Raw genomic sequence first — 19,044 nt, 5'->3', positions numbered from 1 at the left:
GTTCAATCTTTATGTCAACGCAAAAACCCCCACAGTTATAAAAAACTGTGGGGACTTTTTCTCATGAATAGACACTTTATTAGCCTGAGGCGGTATTCATACTCTCTTCTCTTGATTCAGAAAAATTCGAGTGCGCTCCTGCTGTGGATGATCAAAAATCTGCTCTGGTGTTCCAGACTCCGTAATCTCACCGTTGTCCATGAAAATCACACGATCAGCCACATCACGAGCAAAGTTCATCTCATGAGTGACAACAATCATCGTCATATTCTCCTCAGCAAGTTGACGGATGACGCGTAGTACCTCGCCCGTGAGTTCAGGATCAAGTGCGGAAGTAGGTTCATCGAACAATAGAATATCAGGGTTGAGCATTAATGCTCTCGCAATAGCAACCCGTTGCTTTTGTCCACCCGACAGCTTTGCAGGATACACATCCGCTTTTTCAGCAAGTCCTACCTTAGAAAGTAAGTTCTCACTTCTAGCCGTAATCTCCTTCACACTCTCCCGTTTCAACATCCTTGGAGCTAGCTCTAGATTGCCTCGCACCGTTAAATGTGGAAATAGGTTAAAGTGTTGAAACACCATTCCCATGGACGCCGTGATCTCACGAATACTTGCTCCACTAGCATATTTTCCATTCTCCACGAGCGGCTTGCCTTGGATGAAGATGCTTCCACCCGTAATTTCCTCTAGATGTACTAGACTACGCAGCATCGTACTCTTACCTGAACCTGAAGGCCCGATAACAGCGACGGCTTCTCCCGCCTGGATATTGAAACTAACCTTCTTCAACACATCCAATTTGCCGAAGGATTTCTGTAAATCACTTACTTCTATCATGTTACTCATATTCAGACAGTCCCTCTACTCGAATTTAAAACGTTTCTCCAGTGCTTTGAAGAATAAAGTGAGCACCAGCGTCATCAGTAAGTAAATCACTCCCGCCACTACAAAGGGGGTTACAGTAAAGTCTCGATTTACTGCTGTTTTGGCATAGTTCAGTAGCTCAGGTACAGCAACGGCATACAGCAGAGCCGTATCTTTGACCAAGGAAATCGATTCATTGGCCACGGCTGGCAAAGCTACCCTAAACATTTGAGCTAGAATTACCTTGCGCAGCGTTTGCCATTTACTCAGTCCGAGTACTTTGGCTGCTTCATGCTGCCCTTTATCAATGGAGAGCATACCCCCACGGAAGATCTCCGCGAAATAGGCTCCATAGTTAAGAACAAATCCAAGACTCGCTGCAACGAAGCGGTCCATGACCAGATATTCCCCGATCACCGGAATCTGTGGTAAACCAAAGCAAAAAAATAACAATTGTAGTAAAAGTGGTGTTCCCCGCATGACATAGATATAGGTATGTGCAATCCAAGCCACGGGCTTGATCACACTCTTCGCCATCAAAGTGACTAGGAACCCGAGCGGAATCGACACCAAGATAACAATAAGAAACAATAAAATAGTTGTACGCGCGCCTTCTAACATCGGCCCGGAAATTTGTATTATATAATCCATTTTCATTTCTCCAATAAACTCTGTATATTGACCTTCTATTTCAATACCTTATTCTCACCAAACCACTTCGTGGAGATCTTCTCAGCCGTTCCGTCGTTGTTCATTTCATCCAAAGCCTTTTGAAGTTCTTCCAGTAGTGCCTCATTGCCTTTCTTAATTCCAATACCGTACTGCTCAGGAGCAAGCGATTCATCTAGTAGCTTAAAGGTATTAGGCTCTTTTGACATATAATATCTGGCTACCACTTCATCAATGACTACACCGTCCAGGCGCTTAGTCTTCAAATCTGTGAGCGCTAGCACATTATCCGGAAATTCCGACAGATTAGCAATTTGGTCTTTAATCGGATTAGCATTTAATGCATCGGCAGCGGAAGACAGACTTTGAAGTCCTACCTCTTTACCAGCCAAATCCTCAAGCTTTGAAATAGAGGAATCCGCTAATACGACTACAACCTGACTATTCTCAAGATAAGGCTTAGTGAATAACACCTTTTCCTTACGTTCATCTGTGATGGTATAACCATTCCAAATCATATCAATGCGCCCGCTATTCAGTTCTGACTCCTTAGCTGACCAGTCAATAGGCTGAAAAGTGATTTCTTTGCCCATTTTCTTAGCTGCAGCTCCGGCATAGTCGATATCAAACCCAACAATTTCATTGTTCTCATCTCTAAAGCCCATCGGAGCAAACTTATCATCAATCCCGATCACCAGCTTTCCATCCTTACTCCCAGAAGACGAACAGCCTGATAAAGCTGCAATAACCATGATCATAAATAAAACTAAAAGTGCATTTTTCTTCATCTCTTTTATCCCCCATCGTTGACACAGCGCTGTGTGCTTTAGTTCGCTAATACGTTATCAGAGTATCATGATAACATGACAAATTAACTACGTCGATAGATTAGAGAAGCCCACATGTGTCAAATCTACAAAGATTTCAGACAACAAAAAAAAGACGACAGATCAAATCTGCCGTCTCAACAATATGAATGATTTAATTTCACTATCAGATTTAGCGCTTATCGTTCCAAAAATTGTTAGGCTCCATATCTGAAGTAATAATATGAAACGCATAGCCTTCTTTCTTCAGCGCCGCTAGGATGCGTGGAAGAACTTTAAGTGTAGCCTTTTGATCATGCATTAGAATCACCGGGCTGCTCTTCTTCAGACTATGAACTTCTCTCATAACCGTATTATAGATGGAATTACTATCGTTCTTATATCTCCAATCCTCAGAGTCAACGTTCCAATCCCACAGATGGTACCCTTGAGTTAGTATCTTATCTCTATAAGCTTTTGTTAAATAAGGTTTACTACCATAAGGTGTACGAATCAGTGTTGTACTTTGACCTGTAATCTTCTTCAGAATTGCATTATCGTCATTCATCTCTTTCAACGCAGAAGCTGGAGAAGCATAAAATTTATCTTTCACATGTGTCATGCCGTGCAAAGCAGGTGCATGTCCATCTTTCACTAAGCGTTTCACTTGAGACGCGTGTGCGTTCATGTTATTTCCTAACATGAAGAAGGTTGCCTTCGCATCATACTTCGCCAAGATATCAAGTAGTTGAGAGGTTGTAGCGGATGGGCCATCATCAAAGCTAAGATATACAACTTTCCCCTTTGTGCCTGTCGTCCCTGTAGGTACATTTTGTTGCAAAGCCTTTTTATGTTGATTCACGAATGCAGCATCGTCTAATTTAGCCCCGGAATTATACACTCTTAATAAAGATTGAGCTGGCTTAAACGAAATTGAAAATCCAAGATGAGAGGTCATCTTCACAGGAACCATCGTTCTACCATTTTCCACAAATGTTTTCAGCGGAATAGTCTTTCCATTAGGGAGAAGAGCTGTTGCATGATCATTCAGCAGTTCGATGGAACCGTTGTTCCCTTGAACATGAATGCCAACACCCTGAAGGGTAAGATTCAGATTCAGTTCTAGGGACAAATCACGCAGTGAAACATAATATGTATCCTTTATCGACACTGCATCAATTTTAGTTAATTTATCGTTCACCCCTAATTTCAGGGATCCTGCTGCACCCGCTGCATTCACTGTATCTATCTCTCGTACCAAACCCGTACATACGAATAATACTACAAATAATAGCCACACTTTCTTTTTAAACATCTCAAAAAATCTCCCATCTCGTATATTTACCTATAACATTATCATAGATTAATAGATAGAAATTTGAGAGATTGTAACTTAATACAGAATAATTTGTTACCCTTTTTAAGACTTGCAGATATTTCGACAAAATTCGTCAAATACGGATTTCGGCCAAATCCTGTCACACCAACAAAAAATGGTTAAATTCCAATCCTTTTGCACAAAATAGATGTGTCCAAATTAGCAACTTTAGTAAATTATTGAACAAAGTTTGAACAGAAATAAATAACCATTAAACAGCGTGGCTACAGTGATCTTTATCATATCATTAGGAACTTGTAACAAATTGATCACACATATTTAACTTGATCGCCATTATTAAGGTCTATTATGGATTATATGGAAAAATAAGTCTTTTGCTTTCTTTCTCATTAGTTCTTACTATATATGAAGGTAATGATGAGGGTTAATTAATAGAAGTATTGAAGGAAGGAGCTTAAGCATGAACAAAAAGGGACCGTTATACGCTTTATTTCTCAGCCTAATTTTACTCTTGCCAGGATGCAGTTCAATCGCTGTTCTGAATCCGAAGGGGCCGGCTGCGAGAACTCTGTCTGACACGATCATCCTCTCCATTGTTATGATGCTCGGTGTTCTAGCAGTTGTCTACATCTTATATGTCTTTGTACTTTTGAAGTACCGCGCTAAGAAAAGTAATGAAGATTATATTCCTCCTCACGAGGAAGGAAACAAATGGTTGGAGGCCATCTGGATTACAATCCCGATTATTATCGTGGCATTCCTCTCCGTGGTCACTGTCAAAACGACAGTAGATGTAGAAAACGTTGCAGCGGATTATAAAGATCAGAAACCGCTTGTAATCTACGCTTCCTCCTCCAACTGGAAATGGCATTTCAGCTATCCTGAGGAAGGTATTGAAACCGTAAACTACGTGAACATTCCAGTTCACCGCGCTGTCGAGTTCAGATTGTACTCTTTCGGTACGATCTCAAGTCTCTGGATCCCTCAATTGGGAGGACAGAAATATGCGATGAGTGACATGCTTACCACTCTGCATCTTTCAGCGGATACTGTAGGTTCTTATACCGGAAGAAATGCGAACTTTAATGGTAAGGGTTTTGCCCACATGGAGTTCGAAGCCCTTGCGATGACTGATAAGGACTATCAAGAATGGGTAAAAGATGTTAAAGAAACAGCAGGTCCATTAACTGAAGACGAATTCAAAAATCTTTTGAAAATGGAATATGTCGGACGCAAAACATACACCAACACTCACTTATCCTTTAGCCCTCCTCCGGGAGAACATGGCGACCATATGAGTAATAATGGTAAAGAAATGGATATGGATAATGGAACTATGGAACATCAGGATAATAAAGAAATTCATCCGTCTCCTGCACCATCTAGCGAGACAGAATTTAACAGCGAACCTAATCCAGAACTGGATGAACAGAGCACTACACATGAAGGACATTAGTCCATGTTAATTGAGCAACTTGAAAGGAGCGTTTCCTAATGGATTGGGATAAATTTAAGGTCCATGGCGAACCCCTGATTTACGGGGCTATGGCAAGTATTGTTTTAGCTACAATCGGGATTATCGTTGGCCTAACCTATTTTAAAAAATGGGGATATTTATGGCGCGAATGGTTAACTACCGTTGACCACAAACGTATCGGGGTTATGTATATCCTTGCTGCGCTACTAATGCTTTTCCGCGGCGGCGTTGACGCTATTATGATGAAGCTGCAAACCGCAGCCCCAGACATGAAATTTCTTGACGCACAGCATTACAACGAGGTATTTACAACACACGGCTTGATCATGATCCTCTTTATGGCCATGCCGTTTATTATCGGTCTGATGAACGTTATCGTACCGCTACAAATCGGTGCCAGAGACGTTGCCTTCCCACGTCTTAACGCTGTCAGCTTCTGGCTCTTCTTCTTCGGAGCAATGCTGCTTAACATTTCGTTTGTTATCGGGGGATCACCAGATGCTGGTTGGTCTGCATACTTCCCACTAGCAAGTATAGAGTTCAGCCCAACGGTGGGTAACAACTACTACTCGCTCGCGCTACAAATATCGGGTATCGGTACACTCCTCACAGGCGTTAACTTTATTGTAACGATTCTGAAGATGCGTGCTCCTGGTATGAAGCTGATGAAAATGCCAATGTTTACATGGTCCGTTCTAATCACGAACGTAATTATCGTATTCGCTTTCCCAGTGCTTACGGTTGCGCTCGCTTTGATGATGTTCGACCGGTTATTCGGCTCTCAATTCTTCACGATGGCCAACGGCGGTATGGATATGTTATGGGCCAACCTTTTCTGGGTATGGGGACATCCAGAAGTATATATCGTTGTACTACCCGCCTTCGGTATTTATAGTGAAATTATCGCCACCTTCTCCAAAAAGAACCTGTATGGATATACATCCATGGTCTTTAGTATGTTGATCATCTCCCTCTTGTCCTTCTTAGTATGGGCTCACCATTTCTATACAATGGGTCAAGGCGCTATGGTTAACAGTTTCTTCTCGATTACTACAATGGCCATTGCCGTTCCAACAGGTGTGAAAATATTCAACTGGCTATTCACCTTACGAAAAGGGCGAATATCATTTACGACGCCGATGCTATATTCGCTCGCGTTTATCCCGATCTTTACGATTGGTGGGGTAACAGGTGTCATGCTGGCCATGGCCAGCGCCGATTATCAGTACCATAATACAATGTTCCTGGTAGCACATTTCCACTACGTTCTCATTCCAGGTGCTGTATTCGCCGTTATCGCAGGTTTCCACTACTGGTTCCCTAAAGTATTCGGCTTCCGTTTGAACGAACGTCTTGGTAAACATGCCTTCTGGTGGATTATTATTTCCTTTAACGTATCGTTCTTCCCACTGTTCCTTCTCGGACTTAAGGGAATGACACGTCGACAATACACTTATTCTGCGGATACCGGATTTGGTCCGCTCAGTATGGTCTCGTTCATAGGGGCGATAGGTCTTACAGTCGGATTTGTAATTCTAGTGTATAACATCTACTGGAGTACACGTTATGAACCAAGAGATACAAATGGAGATCCATGGGATGCACGTACACTGGAGTGGGCAACGAAAAGTCCGATTCCAGCTTACAACTTCGCAGTGGTTCCAACCGTAAAAACACGCGATGCCTACTGGTTCTCTAAACAAGACAACGTACCTCTATACGAAGACAAGATTACTAAGATTCATATGCCTAGCAATTCAGGCAAACCATTTATTCTGGGTGTTATCTTCTTCATTGCAGGATTCTCTCTGGTATTCAGTCTCTGGATTCCAGCCATTCTCTCTGGAGTAGGTATCCTCATCGTTCTAGCTGCTATGTCCTTCGATCGGGATCATGGATTCTACATCCCTGCAGAAGAAGTTATTGCTACTGAAAAGAAATTGCGGGGTGAGACAATATGAAAATAGATGCGTCTAAGCCGCTTGAATACTCAACAGAAGAGAATAGTAATAAAATCTTTGGCTTCTGGGTCTTTCTAGGAGCAGAGATTGCACTGTTCGCTACGTTGTTCACTGTTTACTTTGTAATGGTTGACCGTTTTGCCAGCGGCCCTAGCGGGCCGGACCTTTTTGAAATTGGTCCCGTGATGATCGAAACATTACTGCTGTTGACAAGCTCATTTACGATCGGTCTTGCAGTTCATGCTATGCGGCATGGTTACCAGAAAGCTATGATGGTCTTTTTCGGACTAACCCTACTCATGGGTCTCGGCTTCCTTGGTATTGAAATCATGGAGTTTGTCACTTATGTTCACGAAGGGGCTACACTTCAAACCAGCGGATTCCTATCCAGTCTCTTTGTACTGCTGGGAACACACGGAGCTCACGTATCGTTCGGGTTCCTGTGGGGTGCGGCTATCTTAATCCAGTTGAAGCGTCAAGGTATTACTCCGGCTACGGCCAATAAATCCTTTATCTTCTCGCTGTACTGGCATTTCTTGGACGTTGTCTGGATCTTTATTTTCAGCTTCGTCTATCTGAAAGGACTGATGTAGCATGATGAAGCAACTGTTTCCAATTCGCCATGTGATGGGTTTCTTAGCCTCTCTTGTCCTTTCTGTGGCTGCACTTGCTGTAATCTACCTTGATCTATCTAATAGTGCGAACATGGCTATCCTGCTTATTACAGCGCTCATTCAGGCTTCCCTGCAGCTCTTCCTGTTCATGCATATTGGAGAATCAGCTGATACCAAGAAAGAACTCTACCTCAATATCGCCTATGCCTTATTCGTTGGCTTAGTTACGATCTTTGGTACGCTCTTCATCTTCGTATGGGGCTGGTATGCTTAACTCCATTCAATAACCACAAAAGGACGTCTCCAAAGCCTAAATGGCTCTGGGACGTCCTTTTTTTCATTTCGCGTTATAATTTAAATCGCGCTAAAGTCTTCTGCAGATCTTCCGCCAGCACCGCTAAATACTGAGCTGATGCGGACATTTCCTCCATAGCAGACAGTTGCTGCTGACTAGCTGCGCTGGTGTCCTGAACACCCACTGCCCCTTTATTGGATATTGCATTGACCTGTTCCATTGCTGCCGCTACACCTTGTGACTCTAAGGAGACATGCGCAACCGCCTCTCTAATCTCTTCCGTCTGCAGCGTAGCTTCTTTAATAGAACTTTGAATCTCATGAAACGCTTGAGATACGAGCTGACTTTGAGCTACGCCGTGAGAGACTAGCTCGGAGCCGAAAGCCATTGATTCTACTGCTCTTTCAGTTTGCTTTTGAATATGCGTAATAATATCCGTTACTTTCAGTGAACTGTTTCGCGTCGCTTCTGCAAGACCCCGAATTTCTCCAGCAACTACAGCAAAGCCACGTCCATGTTCTCCAGCTCTCGCTGCTTCGATAGAAGCATTAAGCGCCAGCAGGTTCGTCTGTGTTGCAATTCCGTTAATCGTAGTAATAATTGTATTTATATCCTGAGACAGCTGCCCAAGGTTACTAATAATCTCTTGGCTCTGAGTTACGCCGGAGTCGATTTCCTTCATCTGTTCAATGATGTTATCTACGGCGATTACCCCTTGATCTGTTGAACCAGAAGCGACTCCCATAAGGTCGGACATTTCAAAACTGCTACTTTCTACGGCCGAAATATTATTGGTCATAGCTTGTATAGACTGAGAGGTACGATTAATACTTTCCGTCTGTTCATCAAACCCCGCTGCAATCTCTCCAGAAGCTTCGGCGATCATTTGCGAAGCCAACGAGGTCTGCTCAGCACTAGCGCTCATCTCTTGCGATGAGGCTGATAACAATTCTGCACTCTCCGCAATGCCTTGCATCATCTTACGTAAGCTCTCCAGCATATTGTTAAATGAGCTATTAATTTGGCCGATTTCATCCTTTGCGGTATACGTTGCTGTGACGGTTAAATCTCCATTTTCCGCCCGCTTCATTAAACCTTGCAGTTCCTTAAGAGGTTTCGTAATCAGTCGAATGATTGCAACACTTAGCACGATACAAATGATCCAAGAGAACGATATCAACACTATACTTTTAGTCTTCATGCTCTTAGCGGTAGCCGTAGACTCTGAATTATGATCTCCAGCTCCCTTTAGCAGCGAATCGCTTATTCCTTTTAGCATATTGATCATTTTCTCACGAGAATTACTAAACTCACCTGTGAATACTTGAAAGGCCTCTTGACTACCTTTGCTATCCGCAACCTGAATAATATTATCTCTTTGTACACGATAGTCTGTTAAGGAGGACTCATATTCCTTTATTTTATTCACTACCGCACTATCATTGTACTGGACGGTCTTCAACTTGTTCAAAAGATTATTATTTTCCTGAACTTTCTCCGTAATGCTCTCTTTCAGTTGTTTGTTCTTGTTTACATCAACGCTCATCATGCGCTCCAAGAGAAAAGCTTCAATGGCCCGATTGTTTGTACGCATTTGTCCCACGTAAGAAACAGGCAACAAGTTTTCATTATACGTCTCTGTTGTTTTTTGGGCCATTTTGTCCATGGTGATAAAGCCAGTTACCCCCACAATGTTCAACATGACTACAGAAAATACCAATAGAATCCCAATTTTGAATTTCACTTTCATATTCTTCATCTGCACTCCGCCTTCACATGATCTTACTAACTATCTATTTTTATCGGTAAGAAAGGCGAATAGTGTGATGATTTTTAAATAAAATCATGAATAAAATGTCGAAAAAAAGTTTCTATTGTCAAATAATGCAACGAACGAAAACAAAAACGGACACTCGATCCGCTAATACTCCGAATCGTAGTGTCCGCCTAACGAATAATCAATCGTACTTATTCACCCGATGAATAGTACCAATATAATATATCACCGTTCTCTAAAATGTAGCTGTCCGCGCTGATACTTGGATCAGCATCTCTATTCGTCTTATACTTCCATCCACTGCTAGGTCCGCCATCAAATTCGGACAAACCATCTATAGATTTCACGTATTTACTTCCAGCGTTTCCGGATGATACTACCTTATCGCCCAATTGACTAATCAATAAGCTATAAGCCGTTTCACCTTCTTTTAGCGATACTGTTGTACTGTTCAGAATCGTACCCTTCTTGTTATCCCCTACGACTGAAATGGTAGCCGTAGCTTTAACAGGAGCAATAATATCTGAAGCAATGTTTAGTGACTGAGTATAACGCGCCACACTAGGCACTCTATCTTTAGCATATCCGGTAACAATGATCGTATAGGTATTCGCTGGTAGACCTTGGTCAAATGCAGCTACACCCTTAGCATTTGTGATCGCCTTCTGATCACCGATCAAGACCTGCACGCCAGCGGCTGGAGAAGTCACTGGATCAGAAGTAAAGGTATCCTTATTCCACACCCATTTTTTCTGAGAAACTGTTACAGTGAAAGCTTCACCCGGCTTCGGCTGTGCAGAGGATATAACCGCAGTATCAACAACCTGTGTGGTTTCTCCGGCATAATATACAAGAACACGGTCGGATTCCTGTAATTCAAAAGCGTCCATACCCACACTTGGATAGATCCATTCACCGCTACGCCATACTACGAAGCTCCACCAGCCATCATAAAGGCCTTGAGTAACTCCATGAATGCCCGATACAAAATTACCATACGACGATTTCGTGATATCTACTTTAAAATCATTGGATAACCCCAATTGCTGCAAAGCTTCAAGCGCATTGGAAGCCTTTAAAGTCCCCTCACCGATCAGTCCTTGCGGACCCTCAACGGTAAATGAAGCCGTTACATTCTTAGGAATTACCTTTAGATCTTGAGTATATTTAGCTATCGATGGCGCTTTTCCTTCACGATAGCCTGTTACAGTCAGCTTGTAATCACCTGCTGGAACATTCCCTGAGAATAGCGCCTCGCCTTTAGCATTTGTTGTTACGATGCGATTTCCAATTTGGACCTGAACGCCAGATGCTTTGGCAGTTACCGGGGAGGATGTATTCGTTACAGCGTCCCATTTCCATGTCTTACTAGTCACTACTACAGTAAAAGAATCGCCCTCTTTAAGGCTTGCTTTGGACACCGTTACCGAATCTACAAGTTTAGTATCATCTCCAGCATAATAAACCAAGACCTGATCTGAATCTTTAAGCGCAAAATCACTCATTCCAACATCAGGGTTGATCCATTGAGAGTTACGGGATACGGCATACATCCATCCGTCATAGCCGCCGTAGCTTCCGGCGGGAATGTTTCCAATTCCTGTGACATATGCACCGGAAGGATTCGTGATCGGCAAGTTCGTCTGAAGAGCCAATTTCTCTAATGCACCAAGCACGTTGCTAGCATATCCATATCCCTGTGCTAAAGTACTCTTAGGACCCTCTACAGTAACAGGTGCATAGATTAAGGCATTCTGAACGGATGACTTAGAAAAATCGTATAACTTACTGTTACTGCCTTTATAGAGTAGATTGTAGGCTACAAGCGCCTGAAGGCCCTGCTCAGTAGCTAGAATATTACTGCTTCCGCCACGGCTATGAGCGAAGCTTCCGTCAGCTAGACGGTAGCTCAGCAGGTTACCGATCAGATTCACTTTATTCTTGGTATATTCTAATCCACTTGGATCTACACCGAAGGATGTGAGACCTAGAATAGCTTGTGCAGCACTCTCAGCACTATCTCCGTAACCTCCATGACTATCCTGAGCATTAGAGAGCCAAGATACGGCTTGTAGCCCTGCTGTGTAAGCTTCTGGATTAAGCTTATGTGCCGCTAGAGCGGTCAAAGCTATCGCTGTCATATCTGGCTCACTAGCGCCTGTCGTTAAGGCAAAGCCGCCATCTTGATTTTGCTTGGAGAGAATCTCAGCAATGAGCTTATCCGCTGTCCATTTCGCGTTATATGGAATGTTATATTTACCAGAGTCCAGTGCGAGCAAAGCATATACTGGATTATTAAGTGTCTGTCCACTGATTTTGTCATGATTATAGATCTTCTCTATTAAGTTATAGCCAGATGTTGTTCCGCTTCCACCAAAGTTGGTAGGATCAGCACCTACCGCTCTTACTGCGAGTACGATTCTCGCATAATCCGTTACGTTCGCGAAATTTCCCTCTGCATCTTTCACCTTTTTCTCAAGAGCTAGACGGTAACCTGCTGGCAGTTTGTATCCCGCTTGAGCCAGCCCAATCGCTTGCCAATCCGACTGCACGCCACCCTTTAGAATAAATTCTGCAGCTGTATAGGTCGCATCCGCAACATTAATCCGCTCTGCCTGAGCAGCTGCATCGCTAGATTCATCTAGTCCGGTGCTAACACCCGCCTCTGCGAAGATGGTTCCTGCCGGAGCAAGGGATGTTCCTAAAATTGAAATGACCATGAATATGGCCAGTCCAAGCACAAAAAACTTGGAGGTGACTATTTTCTTCATTGTTCAACCTCTTTCTATAAAGGAATGGATACTACATAAAATAAGAGCGCACAACATAAAGACCGCCCCTAGAAAGGGCGGTATAACCTTATTTTCATAATCATATCTATTAATACATAGCATGTCTATAGAAAAGCTTTGTATGAGTAACAAAAAAAAAGAACAGCAGAACCAACCTTTCGGTATTGTTCTGCTGTTCAGAAATTCCTTTATTCAGCTGTTCCTTCCGGACTTGCAGTTGGAGAAGGTTCAGCACTTGAGTTAACACCCAGTGTATCCTTTGGAGCGGGATCTACAATCAATGTAAATCTTCCCGCCTTGATCATACTTTTCTCTACAATGGTCGCTCCCGGTTCTAAGGTAACCTCCACCTGATAGGATGGCTGTCCCCCTTCTGTGACAGCTGTCGCAGATGGATCAACTGTGTTATTCTCCGCATCAGATGAAGGCGTTGGAGACGGTGTGGCATCGGCTCCTGCGTTAGCAGCGTCCTCACCTTCAGCCGTTTCAGAAGTAGTGCCTGTGGCATCCGCTGACGGAACTGGACAAGTTCCATGGCTAGCAGCGACTTTAAAGCTCTTATCCACCACATTGGATGAAGTCATCAGACTAATCTCCGTCGGATTAAATTGCACACAATCATCAGCTTTGGCAAACGTGAACACCAATATGCTGCTCCCCTTATCTCCTTCGACGCTCTGATCCTTCAAGTATACTGAAGCCGGAGGTAGCTCATTGCCTGCACTCTGAACGGGTGTCGGCTCAGGGCTTGTCCCCGGCAGAGCCGTCTTTGGATCATCCGGACGCAGCATACTGAATACGATAATTGCGATAATCACCAGAATGCCCGTGATGGAACCGGAGATCAGGAGTCGAAATCGACTGCGGCTGATCCAGCGCGCCAGCGGGGAAGCGAGCTGGGAGCGAGCTTCATTGTACACATTTTGAAGAGCAGGCCGTGCTGTAGCAACATAGCTTTTACGGAACTCACGATTCTTGAAGGCTTCGCGGTCACTGCTCTGGAAATACTTCAGAATCGCCCGGCGGTAACCCGGATAAAGCTTTTTATTCGATATCGTAAATAAAGAATTTCCTTGAGACCATGCAAAGAATCGATAGATAACATCCTTATCGGTACCGGCTTTATGCTTTACTAATTCCAAGAGTGCGTCATAATCCAGTGGACCACCCTCGCGCTGACTGGTGTAGTAGAAAGCTAGAGGCAGACGTTCGAAAGGCTCTAGCACTCGGGCTTCCTTCAGTAAACGGCGACCGAGCAGCTGTACATCGTCCAGTTCCTTTGGAGATAAGCCTGCAAAAATCTCTTCATTCGGCTTCTCTTCACCAAACCAGCGATAAGCAGCGCGGAGTGCATTTTCTTTCTGCTTGCTAATTCTATCTAGTGGCGGCTGCCAATCCACGACATTGCCATAACGTAAGAAAACAACCTCCAGTAAGTCCTCCTGCGTCATTTCAGTAAGGGATAGCCTGTTCAGCAAGAATCTATCTGCAGATGCTGCCAGATCCTGCATGAGTGAGAGTACTTTAGGAGATACGCCTGTCCCTCTACGTCGATCTTTCTCCGCTTTATCTACAGTGCCATGAATTTCCGCCACCGCAGCAACCGGATCAGTTTCCAGTTGTAGCTTTTCTAGCAAGTAATCCCTTACTGCATCCTGAGCAAAAGGTTGCTCTAACGCAGCCGGCAGAAAACGGCCCCAATGGAGTACAAAATTCAGAATGTCCACAGATTTAGATGCAGCAACTAGTCTTGATTCCATATAAGGTTCTAATAACTGCTTGCGGAAATACGCTTCAGACATTACCCGTTGAAAAAAAGCAGCGCTTAGCTCATCATTACTCTCAATGGTACCGTAAGCTGCATTGAGAACATCTTTGCGTCCCGCTTCCACGCTATGAAGCATACCATTAATGAAATAATCAACAATTCTGACTTTGTAATTATGATCCTTCAGCACAAAATAATCCTTAAAGCACTCCATAATTGCAGGATCCGGGACATTCCTTTGCCGGACTAAATCAAATTCTCGGTCGAACCGCTCCAAGAAAATATCATTCAGTCGGATTCTGGAATGAATCGCCCCCTCCGCTTTAAGATAAGAGAGCAAACCACTCAGCACCGCGCTTTTGTTCTCTGTATATAAGTGCTCATTCCCCTGCTCAATCTCATAAAATACGGCTAACTCATTATAGAGAGCGAGCGATAGTTTATGCTCAGGACTTTCTCCGCGAAGGATCTGATCGGCAAAACTTACGAAATCGTCGAGATCCCCTGGATTCAGAAGTAAAAGCTTCCAAACCAGATCAGCATACGGCTGACGGGACTCGCCAAAATCTACATTCCCCATCCGACCTGAAACCAAATCGAATGTGAAGTCCTTCTCGATGCTGCGATCACCGGGACGGAGCGAACCTTTTTCTACAAAGCTAAGATGAATATATTTACGGCTTTGCGGTTCATTCGCATACGTAATCACGCCTAATCTGCGGCGGAATTCATACGGCAGCACGCTATATAAAATCTCTGTAAGCTCCACCGCACGTGCGGACAGCTCCGTGATAGGTACATTTAGAGCGATATAGATTTTTTTCTTACCTGCCACAGAGAGCATCACCGCTTGCAGCAATGCCTTAAATATCCCTTCATCAATCCCTAACAAGCGTAATCCCGCTATAGGATCAGGTCGGCGATCCGTACGTATAACTGGAATAGCAGACAGCTCCGGCAAGGTTCCGCCCAGCTCTCCTTCATAACTTTTTGCGAAATCAGCATGCAGAAAGTCGCCGTAGCTCTGAATAATCTCCTCTGAACGTGAGGCCGGAACTACAAAGTTATGTGCAAAAAAGGCGCTCCGCTGGCCCGTAAAATCCGTCGCTTGATAACGACTCGTCCCAAGAACCGTGTCGCCATTCTCTGCATGGAACAGGTGCAGCGCACTAGGATATAGAGTCTCATCCTTCTCCCCACGCGCGGCCAGCTCTGCTGGAGCATCGTAGAGACAGAAGGGATGCAGTGTTTTTTTGATAAAATTATTGTCCAGACTGTCCGATTTCGCTACTGTATCAAAACCTTCAGTGGAACGAAATAATCCGCGGCGTTCGCGGGTATACATTTGTTGGGCGATCTTGGACCCTGAGAATACATTCACGGGCCGTCGCTCCCCTCAATATACTTCAGCTTATGCAGCAGCCAAATAAACGGCTCGTCTACACGAATCGGGCTTACTACACCCTCAATCTTCTGATTCACAGGATTACTGCCCAACGCAGATACCGCAAAATAGCCCGTATTCGAGAAGTACACATCCATCGTATCTTTAAAAGGTCTGTCCACCTTACCAATAAATCTGCGGATTTCTCCGTCGATGTTATGGAATTCATCCATATTCAATGTTTTGCGATGGACATAGTTATTGAACACATTACTGTTGGACTTGATGTAATCGCCATCCTCATCCTTCAGTGAATGCAGCATATCACTTTTCGCAAGAACGACTGCTGTTGGAATGTCAGTTTTGCTCTTTTCCTGATAGGCAATAAAATCACCGAACATCGTCAGCACAACATCACGCGGCTCGTCATATTGCGAGACCCATTCGCCCGGGCGATCACCGATGTTAATATGAATCTTCTCACGGATCGAACGGATTTGCAGCGGATCGACCATAAACAGAATACCGGCAGAGTTCTTAATATGTTGACCGTGTAGTCCGAGATAATCCTGATCCACCATGCCCTCACCCGCTACATCAAAGAACACAAGTGTCAGCGGCGGCTTTTCTTCATCCTTAAAAACAAATTGAAAGATAAACGGCTCCTGCATTTTCTCCTTCTGTGTGGAAGCTAGCAGATCCCCGCGTTCAAACAGCGGTTCTTCATAGAGCGTACGGAACTTACGGCTAATCTCCGCGTTGAGCGGCATACAAGCGGCATCGAAATGACCTGCTGTCGTATGCTGCAAGGTATGAATCAGCGCGGTCATATATACCGACTTCCCGACTTGGGAAGCTCCGATAATCGAGATAATGTTACTTGGAACCTTACCTGCAGTCACAGGCAGCTCGTTATGGCAAGATGGACATAGCCGTCTGCGTGTAAGCACTCCATAACGATCCGTAAGCCCTGTTAACACATGATCGGTATAATGATGGTATTCTTCCGGAATATCCGCCGGATTAATGATTGCTTCTATGTCATCCACCGTATCGAGCCCAAAGCGCTCACGGTATTTATTCAAGGCATCATCCTCGCCCAGCGCGTAATTCTCATCGTCCTCTCGGCTATGCATAGCCCGAAAGACCACATCCTCCGGAGAGAACTTGGTGAAGCAATACGGACACACAATATCATAAAAAAGCGGCCTTGGCTCCGGCTGATTCTTTTTCATAAAACGGCTAAAAAAAGACATCTACTCATCCTCCCAAAAGTTGTATCTGCGTATCTTGCTATGGACAGGCATTGTCCAACACTCGCTTGTACGCATAGACTGATCTTACTCCGGCACCAGCTCGTAATAAAGCCCATACTTAGGACCGTCGGTGAAAAAGATGCGTACAAAATCATCCTTACCGATCTCAATCGGCGGGAGTACATTGCGTCCAGGGGCGAAATCCTGTACAAAGGGAAAGAGAATACCATCCTCTTTCCCTGCCGGATGTCCTCCCCGTTTCTTAACATAACAGAGGACATCTCGAGCCACTGGAACTTCTGCCGTAATCGCCATATGTACGGTCTTTTGTTTTCCGAATAATCCTCTTTTTTGTTGAACGGAATAATAGATTCTGGCTTTGCCTGCACTGACCACCACACGGTTCGCACCGTCACTTTGCCTCACCAGCAGTGTCTCTCCGTTCTCAGCAAGGCGAGCGTATATGGTATAGGAGACTAGGCCGATCTCATCCAATCGATCACGGTATCCATTGTTAGATTTGTATTCCTCACGAGTGTAGAGCTTCATTCCGACCGGAGGAATATCCCCGGTGCCAATAGAAGCCTCTTCTGCGGAGGTCTTATGGATGTACACCGCCTGCACGCCGTCCGGCCAGCGCCATCTCAGCGTACAGAACCGTTCATCCACTTGAGATGTCACATCCGTTATTACCAGAGCGGAAGCATTATCCTCGGCGTACCTCATTACTGTAAACCCCTTTCAACTACTAGAATCCTTTGCTATTCCGATTTCTCCGTCGATCAGGAAAGCTTTCTGACGGTGGATTAGGAGCTGCATTATTTCTTCTATTACGGTAAATACGTCCTTCACCTACTGGAATGACGCCTGTAAATAATGAGATGATTGCAGCCAATATAAGAACAGCAAGGAGGCGAATTAGGCCGTCAGTGAAATTGTGCCCGCTAAGTCCAAATTCCAGAATAAGCCCTGCGAACAACCCTGAGATAACGCCGCCAATCCCGAAGCTTTTTGCTAAATGACGGTTATCAAACATAATACCAAGACCGAGTCCAAGTGCAGCACCGATTAGCATCAGCGACAAAATACGAACTGCAGCATAGTATGGACTATCTGCCGTAGCATCACTACGCACCGTAAGCAATGTCCGATCTCCCAAACGATCATAGATTTGCTGGAATACATCACCCAAAAGAGCCGTATCTGTCACATCATAATAGTGACCGCCCGTTATTTTCGCAATATCCTGCAGCAACTGGGTACCGGCAGGATCCTGCATCCCCAGACCAATGGTATTTACGGCAATTCCACGATCTATATAGGTCTGTAGTTCTCGTGAGGTGTCGAAATTACTGACTCCGTCCGACAGCAAGATGACCATAGCGCCTTGATTTTTTCTGCCGTCACTGTCTATCTCCTTAAGTGCTTCCGAGATCGCACCACTAATGTTCGTGCCACCCTCAGTTGGTTTCAGATTATCAATGGCAGTCAACACCTTCTCACGATTCTGCGAATCCGAGAGTGGTGTTAACGGCTGGACGACTACAGCTTCGTGATTAAATGTCACCACCGCTACCTGATTGTCATTGTCCATTCTCGCAATTAACGCCTTAGCGGCTGAATAACGGCTGTTATCAGGATCACTCTGCGCCATACTGCCAGAGTCATCGATAGCCATTACAACATTTTTAACCGGTTTAGCACCGCCAAAATTCAGCTCATAAACGAATTCTGTTAATGCTCCAACTCCAAGTGCAAGGACAATCATCAGAGGCAGGAGCTTCCAGGATAAACCTAGGTAGCGCTGCTTCCACGAGGCTCCGTTCAGCCGTGGCGAGATCATTTCTGCAAGCAGACAACCGATGCCGATACCGAGTGCTACTATGGCAAAATAAATGCCAACGAGCAAGATGGAAGGCAGATCGTTGTACCAGCTTAGCATCCACTCGCCAAAAAGAAAGGCGACCCCGCCGCCGATCAGACTGAAGAAGAGCAGGAGAAGATTGATTTTTCTCTGCATCGTTATACTTCCTTTCCGG

14 protein-coding genes are annotated in these 19,044 nt (G+C 44.4%); 4 read left to right on the top strand and 10 right to left on the bottom strand.

The window, feature by feature from the left end; all coding sequences use genetic code 11:
- Nucleotides 1–96: 96 nt before the first annotated feature.
- The 4 genes from NST34_RS04575 to NST34_RS04560 all read right to left on the bottom strand — a co-directional run bounded on the left by NST34_RS04575 (nucleotide 97) and on the right by NST34_RS04560 (nucleotide 3,657).
- Nucleotides 97–849: an amino acid ABC transporter ATP-binding protein gene (locus NST34_RS04575; protein WP_371915720.1), complete on the bottom strand. Its 753-nt coding sequence runs from the start codon at nucleotides 847–849 to the stop codon at nucleotides 97–99.
- A 15-nt stretch (nucleotides 850–864) separates the two neighbouring features.
- Nucleotides 865–1,524 (bottom strand): amino acid ABC transporter permease, encoded by a 660-nt coding sequence (locus NST34_RS04570; protein ID WP_341127260.1) that lies wholly within the window; start codon nucleotides 1,522–1,524, stop codon nucleotides 865–867.
- Nucleotides 1,525–1,553: 29 nt separating this feature from the next.
- The gene (locus tag NST34_RS04565; RefSeq protein WP_341127259.1) at nucleotides 1,554–2,324 is read right to left on the bottom strand and encodes an amino acid ABC transporter substrate-binding protein; all 771 of its coding nucleotides are present in this window, start codon (nucleotides 2,322–2,324) and stop codon (nucleotides 1,554–1,556) included.
- Nucleotides 2,325–2,535: 211 nt separating this feature from the next.
- Nucleotides 2,536–3,657, bottom strand: a complete 1,122-nt coding sequence (locus NST34_RS04560; protein WP_076283871.1) for a polysaccharide deacetylase — start codon at nucleotides 3,655–3,657, stop codon at nucleotides 2,536–2,538.
- Nucleotides 3,658–4,141: 484 nt separating this feature from the next.
- Here NST34_RS04560 and qoxA point away from each other — a divergent pair, with 484 nt between their 5' ends.
- Genes qoxA through qoxD form a run of 4 tightly spaced genes read left to right on the top strand, consistent with a single transcriptional unit; the run spans nucleotide 4,142 to nucleotide 8,007 of the window.
- Complete coding sequence (gene qoxA / locus NST34_RS04555) at nucleotides 4,142–5,137, top strand: cytochrome aa3 quinol oxidase subunit II (protein ID WP_076283870.1); 996 nt, start codon at nucleotides 4,142–4,144, stop codon at nucleotides 5,135–5,137.
- A gap of 38 nt (nucleotides 5,138–5,175) precedes the next feature.
- Nucleotides 5,176–7,119: a cytochrome aa3 quinol oxidase subunit I gene (gene qoxB, locus NST34_RS04550; RefSeq protein WP_042185110.1), complete on the top strand. Its 1,944-nt coding sequence runs from the start codon at nucleotides 5,176–5,178 to the stop codon at nucleotides 7,117–7,119.
- On the top strand, nucleotides 7,116–7,712 hold the full coding sequence (gene qoxC / locus NST34_RS04545; RefSeq protein ID WP_076283869.1) for a cytochrome aa3 quinol oxidase subunit III: 597 nt from the start codon (nucleotides 7,116–7,118) through the stop codon (nucleotides 7,710–7,712). The genes qoxB and qoxC overlap by 4 nt, the downstream gene beginning before the upstream one ends.
- Before the next feature lies 1 nt (nucleotide 7,713).
- A complete protein-coding gene (qoxD, locus tag NST34_RS04540) occupies nucleotides 7,714–8,007 on the top strand; it encodes a cytochrome aa3 quinol oxidase subunit IV (protein WP_179085737.1) in 294 nt (97 codons plus the stop codon).
- Nucleotides 8,008–8,080: 73 nt separating this feature from the next.
- Here qoxD and NST34_RS04535 read toward each other — a convergent pair whose 3' ends face one another.
- The 6 genes from NST34_RS04535 to NST34_RS04510 form a co-directional block, all read right to left on the bottom strand.
- Complete coding sequence (locus NST34_RS04535) at nucleotides 8,081–9,787, bottom strand: methyl-accepting chemotaxis protein (protein WP_076283868.1); 1,707 nt, start codon at nucleotides 9,785–9,787, stop codon at nucleotides 8,081–8,083.
- Between the two features lie 209 nt (nucleotides 9,788–9,996).
- Nucleotides 9,997–12,576 (bottom strand): DUF4430 domain-containing protein, encoded by a 2,580-nt coding sequence (locus NST34_RS04530; protein WP_341127258.1) that lies wholly within the window; start codon nucleotides 12,574–12,576, stop codon nucleotides 9,997–9,999.
- Nucleotides 12,577–12,785: 209 nt separating this feature from the next.
- Nucleotides 12,786–15,746, bottom strand: coding sequence for a GAP1-N2 domain-containing protein (locus NST34_RS04525; protein ID WP_341127257.1), 2,961 nt, complete (start codon nucleotides 15,744–15,746; stop codon nucleotides 12,786–12,788).
- Nucleotides 15,743–17,005: a TRAFAC clade GTPase domain-containing protein gene (locus NST34_RS04520; protein ID WP_042124368.1), complete on the bottom strand. Its 1,263-nt coding sequence runs from the start codon at nucleotides 17,003–17,005 to the stop codon at nucleotides 15,743–15,745. The genes NST34_RS04525 and NST34_RS04520 overlap by 4 nt, the downstream gene beginning before the upstream one ends.
- A gap of 84 nt (nucleotides 17,006–17,089) precedes the next feature.
- Entirely contained in the window at nucleotides 17,090–17,731 is a 642-nt protein-coding gene (locus tag NST34_RS04515; protein ID WP_042185104.1) for a hypothetical protein, read from the bottom strand.
- Between the two features lie 22 nt (nucleotides 17,732–17,753).
- Nucleotides 17,754–19,025: a vWA domain-containing protein gene (locus tag NST34_RS04510; RefSeq protein WP_341127256.1), complete on the bottom strand. Its 1,272-nt coding sequence runs from the start codon at nucleotides 19,023–19,025 to the stop codon at nucleotides 17,754–17,756.
- Nucleotides 19,026–19,044 lie beyond the last annotated feature (19 nt).

Source organism: Paenibacillus sp. FSL H7-0714 (assembly GCF_038003765.1).
Taxonomy (GTDB): Bacteria; Bacillota; Bacilli; order Paenibacillales; family Paenibacillaceae; genus Paenibacillus_AQ.
This window is presented reverse-complemented; position numbering and strand designations above follow the sequence as displayed.